An 18,334-nucleotide genomic window follows, 5' to 3' on the forward strand; every position below is an offset into this window, starting at 1 on the left:
AAAGTGAAGTAGATGCACTTACCTTTCAAAATTGTAAGTTTCTCGTCATGCCGGTGATGCCTATGCATTGCTAAGGTTACGCCCGAGAAGTTTTGAAATTGAGAGGGTTTTATGAAAAAGCTAATTATCGCTGCTGCACTTGTTGTTTTCTCGGTGGCTTCGCAGGCCAACACTTTCTCCGAGAGCAAGCAGCTTCAATACACCAAGGAACACCAGACCGCAGTGGCCAAGTACGCGGAGAAAAATGGCAAGCCAATGCCAGAGATTCAGGATTACAAATATGGCATGAAGATAGACGTTGCGAAATTCGTACGTCAGTCGCAGGACCCCCGTACCTGCCAGGTCTATCCACGGTTGATGACCTTCGAGGACTCCCAGGGCACGCTCAAGACTGTTCGTTACTCGATGTATTCGCAATGCATCAACAACAAGTAGTAAACGATTTGAACAGAACAATTAGAGAATTCATAAATGCCAGGCAGTGCCTGGCATTTTTTATTACGCCCGATACCCCATAGCTTCGAAATGTTAACGCCTGGGCTCGGGCAAACCGTGCAATAGATCTTAGCCAACCAACAGAGACGGCTCCCCAACTGCAGAGGGCAATTGGAAGCCTTGACCCCAGAAGGGACGAGTTATGAAGAGTTTGCTTGAACGCCCTGATGACCAAGCCGGGCATGAAGGTCATAGCCATGAGCATGGCGGCATTTTTGGAATGAACACAGAGCTGATTTTCGCGCTGATCTGTGGTGCTCTCCTGGGTGCCGGAGCTCTCGCAGGAAAACTTGGCCTGATTGATCGTCTGCCTCTGATTCTGTACGTGTCGGCCTACGTGTTCGGTGGATGGTTCACCACTAAGGAAGCGGTTACCAACATCCGTCAGAAACGCTTCGAGATCGACTCGCTGATGCTTCTCGCCGCAGTCGGTGCCGCGAGCATCGGCGCCTGGGCGGAGGGGGCTCTGCTGCTGTTCCTGTTCAGTCTGGGGCATTCCCTTGAAAGGTACGCGATGGGGCGGGCCAAGAAAGCGATTGAGGCACTGTCCAAGCTCGCACCAGCCACCGCGATCGTACGCAGAGCAAATGGCACGGTGGAGATGCCCGTGGAGCTGCTGGTTCCCGGTGACGTTGTCATCGTGCGCCCCAATGACCGCCTGCCGGCCGATGGTTTTGTAGTCGTAGGCTCCTCAAGTATCAACCAGGCGCCAGTAACCGGTGAGAGCGTCCCCGTGGACAAGCAACCTGTTCCTGATGCCGAACTCGCACGCAGCAAGCCAGATGCAGTGGATGCAGCCTCGAAAGTCTTCGCCGGTACCATCAATGGCGAAACGCTCATCGAGGTTGAGGTAACACGGCGCTCTACGGAGAGTACCTTGGCGCGGGTCATCAAGATGGTCAGTGAAGCCGAAGTCAGGAAGTCACCGACCCAGCGATTCACGGACCGCTTCCAACGCATATTCGTCCCGTTGGTTTTACTGCTGGTAGTCGGGCTGCTATTTGCCGGCATTTTCCTTGACGAGCCGTTCCGTGACTCGTTCTACCGGGCGATGGCCGTACTGGTTGCAGCCAGCCCCTGCGCGCTCGCGATCGCTACACCAAGCGCCATTCTCTCTGGCATCGCCAGGGCAGCCCGAGGTGGCGTGCTGATCAAGGGCGGTGCGCCACTTGAAGAGCTTGGATCATTGAATGCCATGGCATTCGACAAGACCGGTACCCTGACCGAAGGGCGCCCACGTATCACCGATGTAATACCCATAGGCGGCACGCAGATCGAGGATCTGCTAAACGTCGCCATCGCTGTGGAGTCGATGAGCGACCATCCGCTGGCTGCGGCAATTGTGCGTGACGGTGAAGAGATGATTGGCACACGGCGCCGATTCCAAGCCAAGAACATGAGCAACATGATTGGCCGCGGCGTGCGTGCTGAGCTTGATGGGCAGTTCGTCTGGATTGGCAAGGTCGAGATGTTCGGTACCAATGGTATTCCCGCACTCAGCAAGGCAGCCCTGGAGGCTGCGGAGCGTCTACGTCAGTCAGGCCGTACCACCATGGTGGTACGGCGTGCTGACAAGGATCTGGGCGCTATCGGGCTATTGGACACACCCCGGGAGGGGGCCAAAGAGGCACTCCAGAAGCTTAGAGAGATGGGCATCGAACGCATGGTCATGATTTCTGGAGACCACAACCGCGTTGCAGAGGCTGTAGCCAAACAAGTTGGCTTAGATGAAGCGTGGGGAGACCTGATGCCGGAAGACAAGGTCAAGGCCATCAAAAACCTGCGCCTTAGCGCCAAGGTGGCCATGGTGGGTGACGGCGTCAATGATGCCCCTGCCATGGCCAGTTCGAGCGTTGGTATCGCAATGGGGGCTGCTGGATCTGATGTTGCCCTGGAAACGGCTGATATCGCGCTTATGGCTGACGACATCAGGCAACTCCCATTTGCGGTGGGGCTGAGCCGTCACACGCGATCGATCATCCACCAGAATCTGTTCGTCAGCTTGGGGATTGTGGCCATCCTGGTTCCGTCCAGCATCATGGGCTTGAGCATTGGTGCCGCTGTTGCGATCCATGAGGGCTCCACACTGTTGGTCGTCTTCAACGCCTTGCGCCTGTTGGCCTACCGCAGAAGCACCTGATCCCTGAGCTTCAATCATGAAGCTAAGCAGGGAAATGACCCGTACTTTTCTCTCACTCGTCGATCCCGATGCGCTTGAGGCTTTCAAGGGCCTTTCCGCACTCAGGTGAGCCATGCCGTAAGCCGCAGGCCAATGCAGCTTTGAGGCTCATGACACCGGCTACGAAACCGACTTGATTGCCGACTCCGTGTCCGTCCGCAAATCCCTGATCATACGCAATCTCGACAAGCGCATTGATCGCCGCCAGGGTGTCCTGTTTGTTTTTACTCTTTTGCATATCTACTCCGCGAGCATTCAGCTCATATCGCTCGGTTAGGTGGCGGCGCCTTCAGGTTTGGGGTGAGCGAATCCCGCTCCCATAGCCAATCCCTAACGGGGGGCTCAGCCCGCCACCGTAAGGAAAATCAGCTATTGAGAGCAGATGACTCGTTTTGGTCACCCGTGCTGCTCGCCTCACCGCATTGGCACTGAGTGGGTACATCCGGGTAGTCGCTGTGATTCTCAATGAACAGCGTTCGGCAGGTTTCGCACCCATAGATCCGGGGCAGGGATTTAAGGCCGCTCGGAAGCACGTCACTCAGAGGCTCGTTATGCCAAGGAGCCCCGTCAAGGATTCTTGAACGCAGGATGTTTCCCAGGCGCCAGGTGTCACTTTGTGCGCGCCAGGACCACATCGGCGCAGAAAGCGAATACTGGATGAAGGTCTCTTGTGACTGCCTGGATAGCGGGTACTTGGGGCGGGTCCAGCCGGAATCGATGATGCTGAACCCCATGCCCATTTCTGCGCTCGGGTGGGTCTTTTCACCAAAGAAACGGTCATGCGTCGCTGGAGCCGTCGCATGATGGTCAGTCGGTGGGAATACCCACAGATAACACTCATCCCGGTTGACCATGCTGATGAGCTCGCTTGGCCCCCGCATGGGGGAATTTGCAGCCAGGGCGAAGCGATCCTTCCACGACATTTTGGGAGGCGGCGCAATACCAGCAGCGATGGCCAACGTGGCAGTCTTGGGGACGAAGCGATCGCCTAGCTCGTTCAGATCCAGGTTCTTGCAGAGAGCCTTGAAGGCCTTTTTGCGAGTCTTCGAGCTGAAGGAGGGGTCAAGGAGCAGGCGAACCTGGTTCACGCCGATTCCCGCAGTTCGTAGCACCTCAATGACTTCTTCAGCCACACCGACTGCTTGAAGATCGGTCAATCCTAAGCACGTTTTCGCCCGCTCGACCGCCGCGTAGAGGTTGTACTGCCGTGTCTCGTTGTCACGACAGACCTGAATTGGCAGCTTGTCTTGGATGGCAACTTGCGGTGCAACGGAGCCGATGGCCGCGTGGAACAGCTGGTGGAGGTGCAGATGAGAGTACGGGCGGCCAGAAGCCGAGAACGAGGCGTGCAGCTGAGCAGCGAGAGGTTGAAGCAGCTTTTTTGCAGACATGACTATCCCCTAATGAGCGACGTTGGGGTAGCTGCGCTTGTAGGGCCGTTAGACGCGAAGCTGGACGTCGAATCAGGTTCAATCATGAATAGGAGTCAGGTTTGATTTGCTTGCACGGCCACCATGCAAAGCCCGACGCGGCAATCACATCAGATTCGCCGAGCTTTGGCAAGAGCGGTCATCGGTAAGCGAAAGCAGGTAGGAGGAGGGCGCTCCATGCTTGATCACCTCCAGAAACAGGAAAGCCGGAAGCACGTTGAGCGCTTCCGGCTTTCTCACGTCAGACTGATGAGAGGGATCAGAAGACGTATTGCAGGCGGGTCACGATGGCATTGCCGCTGTCGTCGCCCACGGTGTTCTCGTTGTTGTCGGTGCGCACGTTGATGTAGTTGGCACTGACTTTCACCGCCTCGTTGACGTACCAGTTCACACCCACCGTGTGGCTCTTGGCCTTGCGCTCGTTCGATTGGTCCGCCGCGGTGACCAGGTTGCCGTCTTCGACCTTGATATCGTCAAAGCGGTAGAAGACTTCCCAGGCCCCCAGTTCCTTGTTCTCTGGTTTGATAGTGTCGAACTTGGCACCATCGAGCTTGTAGATACGCGGCTCGCCGGTCAGGGTGTAAGCCATCTGGGCGTAGTAACCGGAGGCCTTCATGTCGTTGTTGGCCTGGTCAGCTTTCAGCTTGCGGCGAAGGTATTCCGCTTGAACCGAGAACGGGCCGGTGGCCCAGGCACCTTCGAGACCCCAGACCGAGTCGTCCTTCCACAGGCCATCTTGTGCAGCAGCACCGCCAAACAGCATGCGGTTGCCGTTGGTGCCGGCATCGCCGCCGCCATTGGTATCTACACCGCGGACGCCCAGACGCGAACGAATCCGGGTATCGACCGCACTGTTTTTGAGGTCGCGGTAAGCGTACTGAGCACCGACGTGCAGGACGTTGCCATCACTGTGCAGCGGTGCGAACACGCCACGTACGTTGTAGCGCTTGGTGCTGTCGCCATCCGAGTTGTTATTGGTTTCGCTGAAAACGCTACCGGAAACATAAGCCATGTCAGCGATGGTGCTGGTGGCTTGAACACCCATGCCGGCGTTGTCGTTGATCCAGTCCGCCAGGTCGTACGAGAGGTTCCGCTCCATGGCGGTGGTCCACTTCGAACTGGTGGCTTTCTCAAGACCGAAGTCGGTGTAGAAACGGCCAAAGCGCAGTTGCACCGGCTTGAAACCCGTGTAGGTCAGGCTGGCTTCGTCGAAGTAGCCGTCGGAGTCGTTGCCCGTGTTGCGGGAAAGGTCGTAGTTGAGCTGATACTTCCAGTCGCGGTACAGCACGCCACCGAGCTCAAGGTAGGCGCGACGGAAGTAGCCTGCGTCAGCGGTATCGCCATTCTTGGTGAAGACACCATCGAAACGGCCGTAGTCGGCCTGAACTCGGCCGCCCAGTTTGAAACTGAATTCCTTGTCAGAAGTCGATACTTCAAGACCGCCCTTGGTCTTCAGAACGATGTCAGCTCCGTCAGTGGTTACTGTTCCGGAGAATGCTTGCGAGGAAAATGTGCCTATTATTGCGGCAGCCAACAGCTTTTCCCGCATGTTCGAAGAACGGATCATTGCTTGCCTCTCGTATGTTAAGTGCTTAGCTACCGACGTTATATTTCGCCCTGCGCCGGCCTAAATTTATCTTGCAGATGGGAGCAGGCCACGGTTGTCACCTGCTGTAACAAGATGCCTTTGTTCTAAGCACTCTGACTAGGTTGCAAGCGAATATGACAGTTGTGTTTCTGTAGTGTTAACGGAGGAGTTTGAAACCTAACAAAACTGTTACCGAACAAGCCAGTCCTTCTTATCAAAGAAGCTCTTCTTGATCAATCTTCGAATTTCCAAAACCTGCGGATTGCGGACAAGCTTCGTTTTGATAACAAGATAGACATCTTTCTCCTCCAGGTCGTCCAGGAAACCCGGCACGGGTAGGATATTTCTCTCCAGTTTTCGGCTGTAGTCGGGCAGCACTCCAATACACGCACCGCCAACGACAAGGCCTCGTGATAGGTTGTAGCTCTTGACCCGAGTGGTACCGCCCTGATGCTCAGCCATTATCGATGCCCACTTTCGTGAGCCCGCCAAGATCTCTTCATCCCAAGGGACAACGAGCATGAAGTTGTGCAAATCCAAGCTCTCCACTGGAAGGGTGACGCTTCTTGAATAGCGGCTGGAAATGAACAGGGCGTGCCCAATCCGGCCAAGCCGTTCAAACCTATACGTAGGATGGCGATCAAGCGCGCCTTTATCATCTGGGCTCACCAAAGCGATACCCACATCGACTTCACACTCAGAAAGCATCTGCGTTGTGCATTCTGAATGGATTTCCAGCTGCATTTCGGCATGATCACGCACGTAGGCGACTAGATCGCGGTTTACGATGTCGTTCAGCACTGGCTCTGTGATCGCGATGGTAAGCCTGGGGACTTCCTTTTCACCGGACTTGCCAAGGCCGTCTGGGCCGAAGAGCTGGCACAGGTAATGGCTGACCCTCTCGCCTGTGCGGGTCAGGGCAAGCTTGTTGTGTTTGTAGACAAACACGGGAGCACCAATGTGCTCTTCCAGTTTCTCCAAGCGTTTCCGCAGGCCTACCACTGGCACATTGAGCCCTCGGGCAGCCTGTTTGAAACTGGCACAACGTGCTGTTGCGAAAAACTCTACGGCCAGCTGATCATCAATTGGCAAATCATCCAATATGTCAGGGCTGTAAGGAACAACGCTGCTTGTATATGTTTCATTTTGTGTAACCATTAGGTCCCCCTTAATTCGGGGAATCTATCTCAATGCCACCCGGTGTTTCCTTATCTTGTCAACATTGTAATCCACGGGTCATGCATGCGTTATCGGAAGGCTTTTATTTCGAAAGCGTAATTTTCAGGCAATCCCTCTGATATTGTAGCGTGCTAGCCTAGTGCGCCGACTTGTTACTTACCATATATAGATTCGGCTAATTACGCATTTACATTTAGTTCACTATTTTTTCACCTTTGCCTCCATAGGCTTTGGGCATGGAAAATCAAACCCCACCTCTTACTACCTTACTGATTCGTTATCTGGGGATCGGCTTCATAGCAACGGGAGTCCATTATGCGGTGTTCCTATTGCTGGTTACGACAGAATTCGTTACTCCGTTACTGGCCAGTATCTGTGGCGGCATGGTTGGCGCAATCGCGAGCTTCATTGGAAATAGGGCGCTCTGTTTTGTGGCAGATGGCTCTCGTAAGTTTCAGCCTGTCAGGTTTGCACTGGTCGCGTTAACCACAAACTTCGGCAATGGCGTGGGTATGTGGTTCCTCATCAAGTCGAATCTGTCACCGCTCATCTCCCAAGTCGTAGTGACCTTAAGCCTCACTGCACTTGGATTCATTGCACATCGTTTTTGGACATTCAATCATGCAGACATTACATCGCTTTCCCGAGCGCCCTGATCCCTTGTTAACCATCGTGGTCCCTTGCTTCCAGGAAGAGGAAACCATCCCCGAGTTCCACCAGCGAATCACCCGCGTGGTGAAGCGCTTACCCGTCTCCTGCGAAATCCTCTATGTCGACGACGGCAGTAATGACCGGACGGCCGACATTCTTCGCCACTATCAGGATGGGTCATCTGTACGTTGCCTGTCCCTGAGTCGCAACTTCGGCAAAGAGGCTGCACTGAGCGCCGGGATAGACCATGCCCGTGGCAGTGCGCTGATCTTCATTGATGTCGACCTGCAGGATCCACCAGAGCTCATCGCGGCCATGGTGGACTACTGGCAACGCGGCTACGACGTGGTGAACATGCAGCGCAACCTGAGAATCGGTGATTCGTGGTTCAAGCGCATGAGTGCCCGGGCTTACTACTGGGTCATGCAGCGCCTGGTGGAGAAGGTGGACATGCCGGCTGATGTCAGCGATTTCCGATTGATTGGGCCTGCGCCGCTGGCAGCCCTGCGGGCCCTGGATGAACGCTCCAGGATTCTCAAAGGCATGATCGGCTGGGTAGGCTTTCGTACCATCGAACTGCCCTACAATCGCACTGTTCGCCATGCCGGGAGCACCAAATGGAATGCAGCTGGCCTGTTCAATCTGGCCATCGAGAGCATCGTCAGCTTCTCTCGCAAACCACTGCGCATTTTCAGCCTCATCAGTTTCGGTCTTTTCGTCTCCAGCATCTGCTACATGCTTGCGTCGCTTGTGGCAGGCAGTTTCGACATCCATCACCTGATCGTCGGAATGGCTTCATTCATGTGCGTCGGTGTCGCCATGGTGGGGGAGTACCTGGGCGTGACACTCGCGGAAGTGAAGCGCCGGCCTCTCTATTTCCTGAAGCACAGCAACAAGGCAGATCCCGTGTCACTCCACCCTTCGATGGCTTCGATCGAGGGTAAGAAATGCTGAACCTGAAGAACGAGAGGACGCTGTGGTGGGTCCTGGGTTCGATTTTGCTATTGCGTTTGGTGGGGCTGGGCATCTACCCGCTGATGGACACATCTGAGGCCCGTTACGCTGAAATGGCTCGCAAGATGGTCGAGTTGAATGACTGGATCACGCCCATGTTCGACTACGGGGTACCGTTCTGGGGCAAGCCTCCGTTGTCCTTCTGGACCCAGGCCGCGAGCATGACGGTCTTCGGCGTTAACGAGTTCGCTGCGCGCTTCCCAGCGTGGCTACTCCACCTGGCAAGCTGTTTCATCATCATCAAACTCGGCACGCAGCAGATTTCTCGTAACGCCGGCATCTGGGCTGCCATTATTTTTTCCAGCACCACACTTGGCCTGGTCTCCAGCGGTGTTGTGCTGACTGACCCTGTTTTGTCGTTCTCGATTCTGCTGGCCAGCTACGGTTTCTGGCGTTGGATGAAGTGCGCCAGCAAGGCGGATGCCTACCTGATGTTCGCAGGTCTCGGGCTGGGCTTGCTTGCCAAAGGGCCGCTGACCCTGGTGCTTATGGGGGCGCCGGCATTCGCCTGGTTCGTTATCTACAAGGAATGGGGACGGGTACTGAGGCTTCCCTGGATTAGCGGCCTTGTACTCATGTTCGGTATATCCGTGCCATGGTATGTCGCGGCCGAGATGAAAACGCCCGGCTTCATGGAGTACTTCTTCGTTGGTGAGCACTGGAGCCGCTACGTCGTCAGTAACTGGGCAGGGGACCTCTATGGTAGTGCTCATGCCAAGCCGTACGGCAGCATCTGGATCCAGCTCGGATTGTCGCTACTGCCATGGGCCTTGTTTCTACCACTGTTGATCCGCAAGCGTGGATCGATGCAGCGCTTCAAAGCCTACCTCTGGCTGTGGGCCTTGGCGACACCGGTCTTCTTCACATTTGCAGGCAACATTCTGTGGACCTACCTGCTACCCGCGCTGCCAGCGTGGGCATTGCTGCTGTCTGCACGGGTCAGCGAAGTTGGCCCGAAGACCACCTGGGCTGCCGCTGCGAGCGCATTGGTGTTGCCAATCATCGGTGCGGGCATCATCTACGCCGGGGTACTAGAGGAGCGCCCTCAGAATCAGCGGGATGTGGTTCAAGCCTGGCTCAATGTGCAGTCTGCTCATTCCGCTCCCCTGATCTATCCTGGCCGCCGCTCATACTCGTCGGAGTTTTACAGCAGCGGGAAGTCCGAGAACATCAAGGATCCTGCCAAGTGGCCGCGGGATGGCTCGTTCTATCTGTCCAGGCGCTTGCGAGACAGCAAGGATGGTCTGCCCGCTGATCTAGCTTGCACATCGATCACCGAAGCGAACGCCAGCCAGCTCCTGCTGTGCCATTGGAAACGCCCCGCACAAGGTGCCGAGGGTCTGGCCGGAGAAAGCAATGCGGAAACGCCTCGCAAGAACGAAGGCTAAATTCCAAGCACAAAAAAGCCAGGTTTTACCCTGGCTTTTTTGTCGATTTCTTTCGTCATTTGAAGTCCTATTTAACCGCCGATTAATTGTCGGCTTGCTCCTTATCATCCTTGCTTTCTTTCTTTTGCTCTTGAGCGACTTGTTGTTTGTTCTGGTCCGAAGAGTCATCGCTCCATACGCGAGCCTGTTCGGTTCGGAAGTTCTCGTTGAACTGTTTCGCTCGCTCGAAGCCGCCTTCAGCGTAAGCGGTACCCATGAGACCCAGCAGCAGGCTGCCAATAGCGATAGATTTGACAAATTTCATTGTGAACCTCGGTTCATACTAGGCCTGCCTGATTAGCGGCCTTTGTTGGTTTGTAGTTTAGGAACGCGAAGCTAACGACAAGGTGAGTCAATAATTACAATTCCGTAATTTTGGCTGCAGATAGGATGCGATAAATCTTCAAATCTGGAAGGATCATGTCTATCTCGGCACTGTCGAGGGCGACTAAGAATTTTCACTTAAATTACAATTTTGATATCTAGCGCGTTAATTCAGCGCGGCGTTGTTGGCCGCCCTAGGAGATAGGCATGAATGATATAGAGCCCTGGGCAGTTGCTATCGGTGACTTTCGCCGCTGCACTGAAAAACTCACTGTCCAGCTTGATGAGCTGACCTCGCAGACTCGTACCTCCAGCGCTGTTCTGGAGAGGTCGAACGAACTGGTGGAACAGGTGGACGCTGTCGGCCGGCAGATCCAGGAGGAGGTGCGAAAGGCGGAGAAGGCTTGGTCGAATGCGGAAGAGGTTGCCTTGCGCGCCGCTGCAGCTGCGTATTCAGCCGCATGCCGCGGAGTCGATACCGCCATCCAGCCACTGATCACGGAGCTTACAGCCGCGACAAAGGCCGCGGACGCGTCTATCCAGGAGCTCAAGCGTGCACCGGTGCTGGCCAAGCGTTATGTGATGGTGGTCGCCACGGCGTTCTTCATTCTGGCGCTGATCTGTGTCTACTCGACCATGCGCCTGATCGATGCCGCCGGCAGCGTAAGTGCTCAAGAGAAAGTGAATGCTCAGTACTTCTCCCACCTGTGGATGAATGCCAATTCTGACGAACAGAAGATCATCAAGTCGGTGATTCTGCGGTCGCCCATGGACCCTGTGGTCCTCCGGCACTGATGCAGTGAGGCAAACAAAAAGGCCCGTCGATTGACGGGCCTATTCATGTCTGCGCGGTTTAAGCGGCAGTCATTGCCGGCTGCAGTTGCTGGGCCGCGGGAAAGTGAAGGTGGAACCAGGTGAAGTTTTCTTCGGTCACCTCCACGCTCGCCGATCCCTGGTGCAGGCTCATGATCGACTGAACGATGGCCAAGCCAAGACCGGTACCGCCTTCGCTCCGTGCTCGACTCTTGTCCACACGGTAGAACCGCTCAAACAAGTGCGCATGGTGTTCCTTGGCAATACCGCGGCCGGGGTTGCCGACACTCAACGTCGTACCGCTCGCACTATGCTGCACCTTCACGTAGACGGTGCGGCCGCGAGGGCAGTAGCGGATCGCATTTGACACGAGGTTCGAGACCGCTCGTTGAACCATCAGACGGTTCCCGCGTACCACATCATCACTGCCAGAGATCTGCAGCTGAATCTCGCCTTCCTCTGCCGAAATGCTGAAGAGGTCGCACACGCGCTGGACCTCGTCGACCAAGGAGACGGGTTCGAACTCCACCATGGATGCTGGATGACTGACCTGGGCCAAGAACAGCATGTCGGAAACCATGCGGCTCATGCGGTCCAGCTCTTCTGTGCACGACTCCAGAACCTCCCGGTATTCGGAAAGCGATCGTTCTCTGGTCAAAGCAACCTGGGCCTTGCCCATTAGGTTGGAGAGCGGTGCCCGAAGTTCGTGAGCAAGGTCGTCAGAAAACTGCGAGAGCTGCTGAACCCCATCATCCAGGCGAGCCAGCATGATGTTAATGCCGTCGGCGAGCATTTTGAGTTCTGCCGGCATCCCATCAGTTGGAAGGCGATGGTCGAGGCTCTCGGTTGAGATCTTCGAGGCGATCTTGAGGAACTTGGTCAGTGGCAGCAGGCCTCTGCGCACGGTCCACCAGCCAATGGCCAAGATCAGTGCGAGGATGACGGGGGACATCATCAAGGCCCAGGTAAGCAACGCATCAAGCAGCGCCTCACTGGATGACTGGTCCATGGTCATATAGACGCTGACCTCTGTTCCATCGCCCAAACGCATGATTCGAGAAGCACTCAGCAGAGGGCGGTCCTGCGTATCACGCCATTCGTGCTCTTTGGGCTGGGCCGCCGGCTGAAACTTGTGCACCTCCAGATTGACCTGTTTCGAGCCAATCGAGAGCAGGGGAGTCTGATTCTGTGAGGTATCGAATATGCTCACATACAGGTTGTTGTGGCCCATGACCAAATCGACAAGCTGATGCGCATCCGCGTTGACGCCGGAGATGTCCGGGATGGTGGACAGGTTGTGAGCCATCCCCGCCATCTTTACTTCCAGGTCTGCTCTGGCATTTCTTTCCAGAGCCTTGCCTACCATCAGATAGCCAAAGGTGGCGAACAGAAGCAGCAACGCTGCGCTCATCAACCCAACTTTTAACCCCAGCTTTGCAGCCAGGCTGAATGGCCTCATGCGCGTTCCTCAAAAACGTACCCAACGCCACGAAGCGTGTGAATGAGCTTGGTTTCAAACGGGTCATCGATCTTCGAGCGCAAGCGCCGGATGGCTACATCGATGACATTGGTGTCGCAATCGAAATTCATATCCCAGACCAACGAGATGATCTGAGAGCGAGTCAGCGCTTCGCCCGTTCGGCTCATGAGCAGGTGCAGAAGCGCAAATTCCTTGGTGGTGAGATCGATGCGTGTGCCACCGCGGAAGACGCGATGGCGGACGGAGTCGAGTTCCAGATCGGCAATTTTCAGCGAGCTCTTCTCGACTAACTCATCACCACGGCGTTGCAGCGAACGGATGCGAGCAAGCAGCTCAGGGAATTCGAATGGCTTCACAAGGTAGTCATCCGCGCCGCCGTCCAAGCCCTTGAGCTTGTCATTGATGCGTCCGCGGGCGGTCAGCATGATGATGCGGACCCGGCTGGTCTTACGGATGGTTTCCAGCAGGTCCCAGCCGTCGATACCCGGGAGGTTCACGTCCAGGAGGACCAACGAATAGACATTAGTGTTGAACAAGTGCAGAGCATCTACACCGTTGTGCACGATATCTACGACATACCCGCTTTCGGATAGGCCCTGCTGAAGATATTCGGCAGTTTTAATTTCGTCTTCCACAACTAGAACGCGCATAACTTATCTCAAGGTGTGAGGAAGGAGTTGGCCTAATCCGCCAAGATTATGGTTGCAGGCTGTTCGAAAGTTTGGCTGAGGGTATGGCATGTGGTAGTCGCTACCTCTGTCCATACGCCGGGTCACCTGAGGACGCTTGAATCTTAACGCGAAGAAGCTGGCCGCGGCGAAATCCTACAAATTTGTAATGTAGCCGCAAGATTTCTGACAGTCATGCAGGCTCCACCCCTAAGCATAGCGGATTCTGGGGCCTGCGGCGGTGTATGACAGATTCGCCTGGCAGGTGGAATCGGCCAGGACAGGCAGCATTTCGGTCGTTAGCTTGCAAGGACTGGTACTGGCCTTGGATCGAGGGCGCCACGCAGGCAGACCCCATGCACGGCCGCAAACCGCAGCGCCTTTCTGCAAATTAGTTCACGTGGCGGCTCGATATTCTCTCGAATAATTATCTTACAATCTATTACATGTCCAAATTGTAATTGCACGATCATCTTGGTGTTAGCCTCCTTTGCTAGTTTAAGGGCAGCGGAAGAGGCATCGCTGCTTTGGAAATTGTCTCATTTCAAAGCAGCTTGGCAAGAGCACCGAGCAGTTGTTCGCGCCAGTGCATTCACCTGTAAACCATACGCTCCTTTGGTAGGTGAATTTTAGCGCCCCCCTACGGGCGCTTTTTTATTAAGGGACTTCTTATGAACACTACTGTATCAGCGATCGCCGTGTTTTTGCTCTTTACATCACTAACAGCCAATGCCCAAAGCGGTATGGAGATCAATAAACGCATCGAGCGTACTGCTAGAGAGGCTACAGCGGATTATGCTCAACGCGTAAAAAAGCCCATGCCTCAACTAGAAGACTACGCCTATGGCATGGACCTGGACGTTGGTAAGTTGGTGTATGTATCACCCAGTGTGCGGTACTGCGGTAATGTAAGAAGCATGATGACCTACGAAGACTCGAAAGGCGAACTGCACATGGTTCGCTACCTGGTGAAGGGCGAGTGTGTTAATAGCCGTTAAGACTCATCAAGATGATCCCTGCGGCCACCGGATCATAGAAGCTCAATGCCGAACCGGCGCAGCAGTATGGCGAAGCCTCCGAAGCTGGCCATTGTGATGAGGATGCTGCTGATCAGTGTCGGCCAAAAGCCGAGCTTAGGTAGCAGCAATGGAAAAGCAATAAACATCGGCAGGGTCGGAAGCACGTACCAGAACGTGTACCAAGCATGGTTGGAGATCTTCTCCATGCTCTGGTTCTCTAAATAGAGCCAGACCAACGTCACGACCGTGACCAAGGGTAGGGCGGCGACCAAGCCGCCCAGCTTGTCGCTGCGTTTCGCCAGCTCTGACACGAGAATCACTATACCGGCAGTGAGTAGGTACTTCGTGATGATCCAGGCCATCGCTGAGCCTTCTGGAGGTTGTTGACGAGGGCAGGCGAAGCCATTCACCAACCCCCTTGAAGCGCTCCTGCCGTTTACGGCATCCCTCACCGCATTTTTTTTGCAACATCACCCTCAGCCAGGAGGGTGATGTGTTTGCATGGTGTTTACCGATCGGTCAGTGCGAGGGTGAGGGAACGCTCTCGTGGAAAGCTGCCCGCTCGATCTGGATGGTGCAGTGATGGATTTCGAATGCATCGCTGACAGCATCCACGACGGCCGCCAACACAGCATCCCCATCTGCAGAATCCCGAACCACTACGTGCGACGTCATCACGTTACTGCCACTGCTGACAGCCCACACGTGCAAGTCATGAACGTCCGTCACGCCATCTACTCCGAGGATGGTGGCCTCGATTGCCGTAACGTCGAGCCCCCTCGGGACACCCTCCATGAGGATCCCCAGGCTTTCGCGAAGCAACTGCCACGTCCGCGGCAGAACCCAAAGGCCGATCGCCACAGCGACAATCGTGTCGACCCAGGTCCAGCCGGTGAAGCGGATGATAAGTGCCGCGATGATTACGCCAAGCGAGCCGAGCATGTCGCTCCAAACTTCGAGGTAGGCTCCTTTGACGTTGAGGCTTTCGTTGCTCGCAGATGCCAGAAGGCGCATCGAAATTAGGTTGATGATCAGGCCGGCGATTGCGATCCACATCATCGCTCCGGTAGCGATCTCCGCCGGCATGAAGAAGCGCTGGTAGGCCTCATACAAGATGTACATCGCCACCAGGAAGAGCAGCACGGCGTTGAACGTCGAAGCCAGAATTTCCAGGCGCGCATAGCCGAAGGTTCTTTTCTGATCCGCCGGCCGCTTGGCTATCTGAAGTGCAATCAGTGAGATCGCCAAGGCGGCAGTATCTGTGAACATGTGAGATGCGTCCGACAGCAGCGCCAGGCTGCCGGTAATCCACGCACCGATCACTTCTGCAATCATGAAGCTGCCAGTCAAGCCGAGCGCCATGATTAGCTTCTTCTGATGCCCCTCGCGTACTGCAGCGCTGCCATGGTCATGATTTGAACCCACGTATTTCTCCTTGCGCAGGGTTGTGGTCTCGTTGGCCTTCCTGTCTACCTAGCCTTAGAGCGTCGCTTGGCCACAGTGACTGCAAAATCTTGCTCCTGCACTCAGCAGCGAGCCGCAGGCGGTGCAACCACTCGATAGCGGTGTTCCGCAGTTTAGACAAAAGCGTGCTGACGGATCGTTGGCCGTCCGGCACTGCCTGCAGCCCTGCAGATCTTTGATGGGGGCAGGAGTGGGAGGGCGCCCGCCGTCATACACCTGATTACCGCCGTCGCAGCCCTGCTGCCGGCCATGGCGATCATATTGCTCGGCCCCATGTCCCCCGCTGTGGTGCTTGCCTCCACCGTGGTTTCCACGGCCATGGTGCCCGCCCAGGATGTTTTTGAAAAAGCTCATGGTATTCGCCCCTCATTGATGGGTGACATATTAACGAGCAAAAGTTGAAAATAATATTCTGCTCGCGAGAAAGACTTGTAAGTTGAATTGAAAGTTCAAAATTAGCCTACGACAAAACGAAACCGTTTTGTTTGTGAAATTAAATTTATCTAGCTGAGCGGAGCATTGCTTTTGGTGGGTAGTATCCCCCTAATTTTGATCATAGCGTGATCAATGACAATCAAAACAGCAGTAATTGGATTTCTGTCAGCATTGTAATCCCGAGGTCATCGTGTCGTTATCAGGTCCCGGAAATAATGCGCTCAGCGAGATTCATTTCTCTTTTTATCCCTATGCCTCACACATACTAAGCGTCCCCAACGCCTAGGGGCCTAAGGCCTCTGACGCTCCGCACATTGCGCAATCGCTCAGCATCTGTCGACGGTTTGCCTTGTAGCTCCCGCTAACTCCATAGCTACCGCCATGGATAAGCAGCTTCCAGAGTTTGATAATGACACCTTCCAAATCCATTGTTCACACCCTGTTAAGCAAATGGATCTTTGCTATTCGCAATGCGCGGCAGAAAGGCATCAGTACTAATTTGCTAATCGGCCTGGTGACTTTTTGGTTACTGCTATTCGCGAACGCTGAGCTCTGGAACGTGCTCTGGAAGCTGGTATTCAAAACCGATGAAGTGAACTGGCAGCTAGCGGCTAGCCTCCCAGTCATAGTATTCGCATGGGTGTTTACCGTTCTGAGCTTGCTGTCATGGGGGCGGCTGGCCAAACCCATACTGTGCCTGGTACTGATCAGCGCGTCTTTTGCGAGTTACTTCATGAATGCCTACGGCATCGTGATCGATTACACAATGTTCACCAACGTTGTGGAGACCGACGTCGCTGAGGCAACCGAGCTGCTGAATTGGAAGCTCGGTCTTTGGGTCGCAATGGTTGGGGTGTTGCCCGTCTACCTGATTGCCCGGGTTCCCCTCCGGCGCAAGCCTTGGGCCAAAGCTTTGGTCAGCAGGTTCATTGCTCTGTCGCTCGCTCTGTTGACCTTATCTGGCATCGCGTTGAGTCAGTACCAGTCGTATGCCTCCTTGCTGCGCAACAATCGGGAGATCCGGCTGATTCTGGTACCTACCAACTTGTTTGCGGCTGGCCATGGGTACCTGAAGCGTCAGCTGGCCTCACCTAAAACGCTGACGGCCATTGGTACTGATGCGGTAGTTAATCGACAGGGTGCGGCTCGTAAACCCAGGCTGCTGGTACTGGCAGTAGGAGAGACCGCTCGCTCCGCCAACTTCTCCCTCAACGGCTACTCCCGTGAAACGAATCCGGAACTAGAAAAGCGAAATGTCATTAGCTTCACGAACGTGAGCTCCTGCGGTACCGCTACCGCGGTCTCGCTGCCATGCATGTTCCTGGACGTGGGTAAGGCCCAGTACAAAGATGGCTTGGCCAAGAGCCGAGAAGGGCTGCTCGACGTGCTTCAACGCGCTGGCATCAGTGTCATGTGGACTGACAACAACTCGGGGTGCAAAGGGGTCTGCGACAGGGTTCCCAACCACAAGGCTGCCTCTCACGCGGATTCCCAACTGTGCACCAGCGAGGAGTGTAAGGACGGGGTGCTGCTCACGGAGATGCAAGACTTCATCAAGCGCCAGGAAGGCGATGCTGTCCTGGTGCTCCACTACAAAGGCAGTCACGGCCCGGCCTACTACAAGCGCTACCCCTCGCAATTCAAGAAATTCGCACCGGTGTGCGAGACCAACGAGCTCGACAAATGTAAGCAGGAGGAGGTGGTCAATGCCTACGACAACTCAATCCTCTACACCGATTATGTGACTGCAAATCTCATCGATATCCTGGCGGCCAACACCAAGTTCGACACTGCGCTGATGTACGTTTCGGACCACGGCGAATCGCTGGGGGAGGGTGGGCTCTATCTACACGGGCTGCCTTACGCGATGGCTCCTGACGAGCAAACAAAGGTGCCGTTGGTACTTTGGATGTCTGACTCGCTCGCGAAGAGCGAAAAGGTCAACGTGGGTTGTTTGAAAGCTCAAACCACGTCACCGCTGAGCCACGACAACCTGTTCCACACCGTGCTCGGCATGATGAACGTCCAGACGTCTTCGTATCGCTCAGCGCTGGATTTCACTGCCCCTTGTAAGCCCTTTGTCGGAGGCTCTTATTCTGGCCTCTGAATGTTCGATGTGGACCGGATCATCGGCCAGGCGGTTCTGCACCAGCCTGCTTTGACAGCTG

The 18,334-nt window shown here is 55.1% G+C and carries 18 protein-coding genes; 8 read left to right on the plus strand and 10 right to left on the minus strand.

Features of this window, described 5'->3' with window-relative positions:
- The first annotated feature begins 111 nt into the window (after positions 1 to 111).
- A complete protein-coding gene (locus G7009_RS23385; RefSeq protein ID WP_003253432.1) occupies positions 112 to 435 on the plus strand; it encodes a DUF2790 domain-containing protein in 324 nt (107 codons plus the stop codon).
- Positions 436 to 637: 202 nt separating this feature from the next.
- Complete coding sequence (locus tag G7009_RS23390; protein ID WP_181132475.1) at positions 638 to 2,635, plus strand: heavy metal translocating P-type ATPase; 1,998 nt, start codon at positions 638 to 640, stop codon at positions 2,633 to 2,635.
- Positions 2,636 to 2,687: 52 nt separating this feature from the next.
- Here the strand turns inward: G7009_RS23390 and G7009_RS23395 are convergent, their stop codons facing one another.
- The 4 genes from G7009_RS23395 to G7009_RS23410 all read right to left on the minus strand — a co-directional run bounded on the left by G7009_RS23395 (position 2,688) and on the right by G7009_RS23410 (position 6,850).
- Entirely contained in the window at positions 2,688 to 2,912 is a 225-nt protein-coding gene (locus tag G7009_RS23395; RefSeq protein ID WP_010951451.1) for a hypothetical protein, read from the minus strand.
- Positions 2,913 to 3,039: 127 nt separating this feature from the next.
- Entirely contained in the window at positions 3,040 to 4,065 is a 1,026-nt protein-coding gene (locus G7009_RS23400; RefSeq protein WP_011953109.1) for a hypothetical protein, read from the minus strand.
- A 298-nt stretch (positions 4,066 to 4,363) separates the two neighbouring features.
- The gene (locus tag G7009_RS23405) at positions 4,364 to 5,671 is read right to left on the minus strand and encodes an OprO/OprP family phosphate-selective porin (RefSeq protein ID WP_009395904.1); all 1,308 of its coding nucleotides are present in this window, start codon (positions 5,669 to 5,671) and stop codon (positions 4,364 to 4,366) included.
- A gap of 210 nt (positions 5,672 to 5,881) precedes the next feature.
- Complete coding sequence (locus G7009_RS23410; RefSeq protein WP_011953108.1) at positions 5,882 to 6,850, minus strand: LysR family transcriptional regulator; 969 nt, start codon at positions 6,848 to 6,850, stop codon at positions 5,882 to 5,884.
- A gap of 257 nt (positions 6,851 to 7,107) precedes the next feature.
- Here G7009_RS23410 and G7009_RS23415 point away from each other — a divergent pair, with 257 nt between their 5' ends.
- The 3 genes from G7009_RS23415 to G7009_RS23425 are packed head-to-tail and all read left to right on the plus strand — an operon-like array spanning position 7,108 to position 9,924.
- Positions 7,108 to 7,527 carry a GtrA family protein gene (locus tag G7009_RS23415; protein ID WP_010951446.1) on the plus strand — a complete coding sequence of 140 codons (420 nt, stop codon included), beginning with the start codon at positions 7,108 to 7,110 and terminating at the stop codon, positions 7,525 to 7,527.
- Positions 7,493 to 8,476, plus strand: coding sequence for a glycosyltransferase family 2 protein (locus G7009_RS23420; protein ID WP_010951445.1), 984 nt, complete (start codon positions 7,493 to 7,495; stop codon positions 8,474 to 8,476). The genes G7009_RS23415 and G7009_RS23420 overlap by 35 nt, the downstream gene beginning before the upstream one ends.
- Positions 8,470 to 9,924 carry a phospholipid carrier-dependent glycosyltransferase gene (locus G7009_RS23425; RefSeq protein WP_010951444.1) on the plus strand — a complete coding sequence of 485 codons (1,455 nt, stop codon included), beginning with the start codon at positions 8,470 to 8,472 and terminating at the stop codon, positions 9,922 to 9,924. The genes G7009_RS23420 and G7009_RS23425 overlap by 7 nt, the downstream gene beginning before the upstream one ends.
- Positions 9,925 to 10,006: 82 nt before the next feature.
- Here G7009_RS23425 and G7009_RS23430 read toward each other — a convergent pair whose 3' ends face one another.
- Positions 10,007 to 10,228 carry a hypothetical protein gene (locus G7009_RS23430; RefSeq protein WP_020302563.1) on the minus strand — a complete coding sequence of 74 codons (222 nt, stop codon included), beginning with the start codon at positions 10,226 to 10,228 and terminating at the stop codon, positions 10,007 to 10,009.
- A gap of 266 nt (positions 10,229 to 10,494) precedes the next feature.
- Here G7009_RS23430 and G7009_RS23435 point away from each other — a divergent pair, with 266 nt between their 5' ends.
- Positions 10,495 to 11,082 (plus strand): hypothetical protein, encoded by a 588-nt coding sequence (locus tag G7009_RS23435; protein WP_020302564.1) that lies wholly within the window; start codon positions 10,495 to 10,497, stop codon positions 11,080 to 11,082.
- Positions 11,083 to 11,140: 58 nt separating this feature from the next.
- Here G7009_RS23435 and G7009_RS23440 read toward each other — a convergent pair whose 3' ends face one another.
- Together G7009_RS23440 and G7009_RS23445 are read right to left on the minus strand one after the other, a co-directional pair.
- Complete coding sequence (locus tag G7009_RS23440; protein WP_020302565.1) at positions 11,141 to 12,559, minus strand: heavy metal sensor histidine kinase; 1,419 nt, start codon at positions 12,557 to 12,559, stop codon at positions 11,141 to 11,143.
- Complete coding sequence (locus tag G7009_RS23445) at positions 12,556 to 13,230, minus strand: heavy metal response regulator transcription factor (RefSeq protein ID WP_003253457.1); 675 nt, start codon at positions 13,228 to 13,230, stop codon at positions 12,556 to 12,558. Before G7009_RS23445 ends, G7009_RS23440 begins: the two co-directional genes overlap by 4 nt.
- A gap of 689 nt (positions 13,231 to 13,919) precedes the next feature.
- Here G7009_RS23445 and G7009_RS23450 point away from each other — a divergent pair.
- On the plus strand, positions 13,920 to 14,246 hold the full coding sequence (locus G7009_RS23450) for a DUF2790 domain-containing protein (protein ID WP_011953106.1): 327 nt from the start codon (positions 13,920 to 13,922) through the stop codon (positions 14,244 to 14,246).
- A 32-nt stretch (positions 14,247 to 14,278) separates the two neighbouring features.
- On the opposite strand, the gene G7009_RS23455 is transcribed toward G7009_RS23450, so the two are convergent.
- The 3 genes from G7009_RS23455 to G7009_RS23465 all read right to left on the minus strand — a co-directional run bounded on the left by G7009_RS23455 (position 14,279) and on the right by G7009_RS23465 (position 16,085).
- On the minus strand, positions 14,279 to 14,629 hold the full coding sequence (locus G7009_RS23455) for a DUF3147 family protein (protein ID WP_011953105.1): 351 nt from the start codon (positions 14,627 to 14,629) through the stop codon (positions 14,279 to 14,281).
- A 157-nt stretch (positions 14,630 to 14,786) separates the two neighbouring features.
- Complete coding sequence (locus G7009_RS23460) at positions 14,787 to 15,692, minus strand: cation diffusion facilitator family transporter (protein ID WP_010951438.1); 906 nt, start codon at positions 15,690 to 15,692, stop codon at positions 14,787 to 14,789.
- A 54-nt stretch (positions 15,693 to 15,746) separates the two neighbouring features.
- Entirely contained in the window at positions 15,747 to 16,085 is a 339-nt protein-coding gene (locus G7009_RS23465; RefSeq protein WP_071890582.1) for a zinc ribbon domain-containing protein, read from the minus strand.
- Between the two features lie 490 nt (positions 16,086 to 16,575).
- Here G7009_RS23465 and G7009_RS23470 point away from each other — a divergent pair, with 490 nt between their 5' ends.
- Positions 16,576 to 18,273: a phosphoethanolamine transferase gene (locus G7009_RS23470; protein WP_003298414.1), complete on the plus strand. Its 1,698-nt coding sequence runs from the start codon at positions 16,576 to 16,578 to the stop codon at positions 18,271 to 18,273.
- The last annotated feature ends 61 nt before the right edge of the window (positions 18,274 to 18,334 follow it).

This window comes from Pseudomonas capeferrum, assembly GCF_013523055.1.
Classification (GTDB): Bacteria; Pseudomonadota; Gammaproteobacteria; order Pseudomonadales; family Pseudomonadaceae; genus Aquipseudomonas; species Aquipseudomonas capeferrum_A.

Coding starts and splice junctions, on each gene's coding strand:
- G7009_RS23385 (WP_003253432.1), top strand. CDS start 112: ATGAAAAAGCTAATTATCGCTGCTGCACTTGTTGTTTTCTCGGTGGCT.
- G7009_RS23390 (WP_181132475.1), top strand. CDS start 638: ATGAAGAGTTTGCTTGAACGCCCTGATGACCAAGCCGGGCATGAAGGT.
- G7009_RS23395 (WP_010951451.1), bottom strand. CDS start 2,912: ATGCAAAAGAGTAAAAACAAACAGGACACCCTGGCGGCGATCAATGCG.
- G7009_RS23400 (WP_011953109.1), bottom strand. CDS start 4,065: ATGTCTGCAAAAAAGCTGCTTCAACCTCTCGCTGCTCAGCTGCACGCC.
- G7009_RS23405 (WP_009395904.1), bottom strand. CDS start 5,671: ATGATCCGTTCTTCGAACATGCGGGAAAAGCTGTTGGCTGCCGCAATA.
- G7009_RS23410 (WP_011953108.1), bottom strand. CDS start 6,850: ATGGTTACACAAAATGAAACATATACAAGCAGCGTTGTTCCTTACAGC.
- G7009_RS23415 (WP_010951446.1), top strand. CDS start 7,108: ATGGAAAATCAAACCCCACCTCTTACTACCTTACTGATTCGTTATCTG.
- G7009_RS23420 (WP_010951445.1), top strand. CDS start 7,493: ATGCAGACATTACATCGCTTTCCCGAGCGCCCTGATCCCTTGTTAACC.
- G7009_RS23425 (WP_010951444.1), top strand. CDS start 8,470: ATGCTGAACCTGAAGAACGAGAGGACGCTGTGGTGGGTCCTGGGTTCG.
- G7009_RS23430 (WP_020302563.1), bottom strand. CDS start 10,228: ATGAAATTTGTCAAATCTATCGCTATTGGCAGCCTGCTGCTGGGTCTC.
- G7009_RS23435 (WP_020302564.1), top strand. CDS start 10,495: ATGAATGATATAGAGCCCTGGGCAGTTGCTATCGGTGACTTTCGCCGC.
- G7009_RS23440 (WP_020302565.1), bottom strand. CDS start 12,559: ATGAGGCCATTCAGCCTGGCTGCAAAGCTGGGGTTAAAAGTTGGGTTG.
- G7009_RS23445 (WP_003253457.1), bottom strand. CDS start 13,230: ATGCGCGTTCTAGTTGTGGAAGACGAAATTAAAACTGCCGAATATCTT.
- G7009_RS23450 (WP_011953106.1), top strand. CDS start 13,920: ATGAACACTACTGTATCAGCGATCGCCGTGTTTTTGCTCTTTACATCA.
- G7009_RS23455 (WP_011953105.1), bottom strand. CDS start 14,629: ATGGCCTGGATCATCACGAAGTACCTACTCACTGCCGGTATAGTGATT.
- G7009_RS23465 (WP_071890582.1), bottom strand. CDS start 16,085: ATGAGCTTTTTCAAAAACATCCTGGGCGGGCACCATGGCCGTGGAAAC.
- G7009_RS23470 (WP_003298414.1), top strand. CDS start 16,576: ATGACACCTTCCAAATCCATTGTTCACACCCTGTTAAGCAAATGGATC.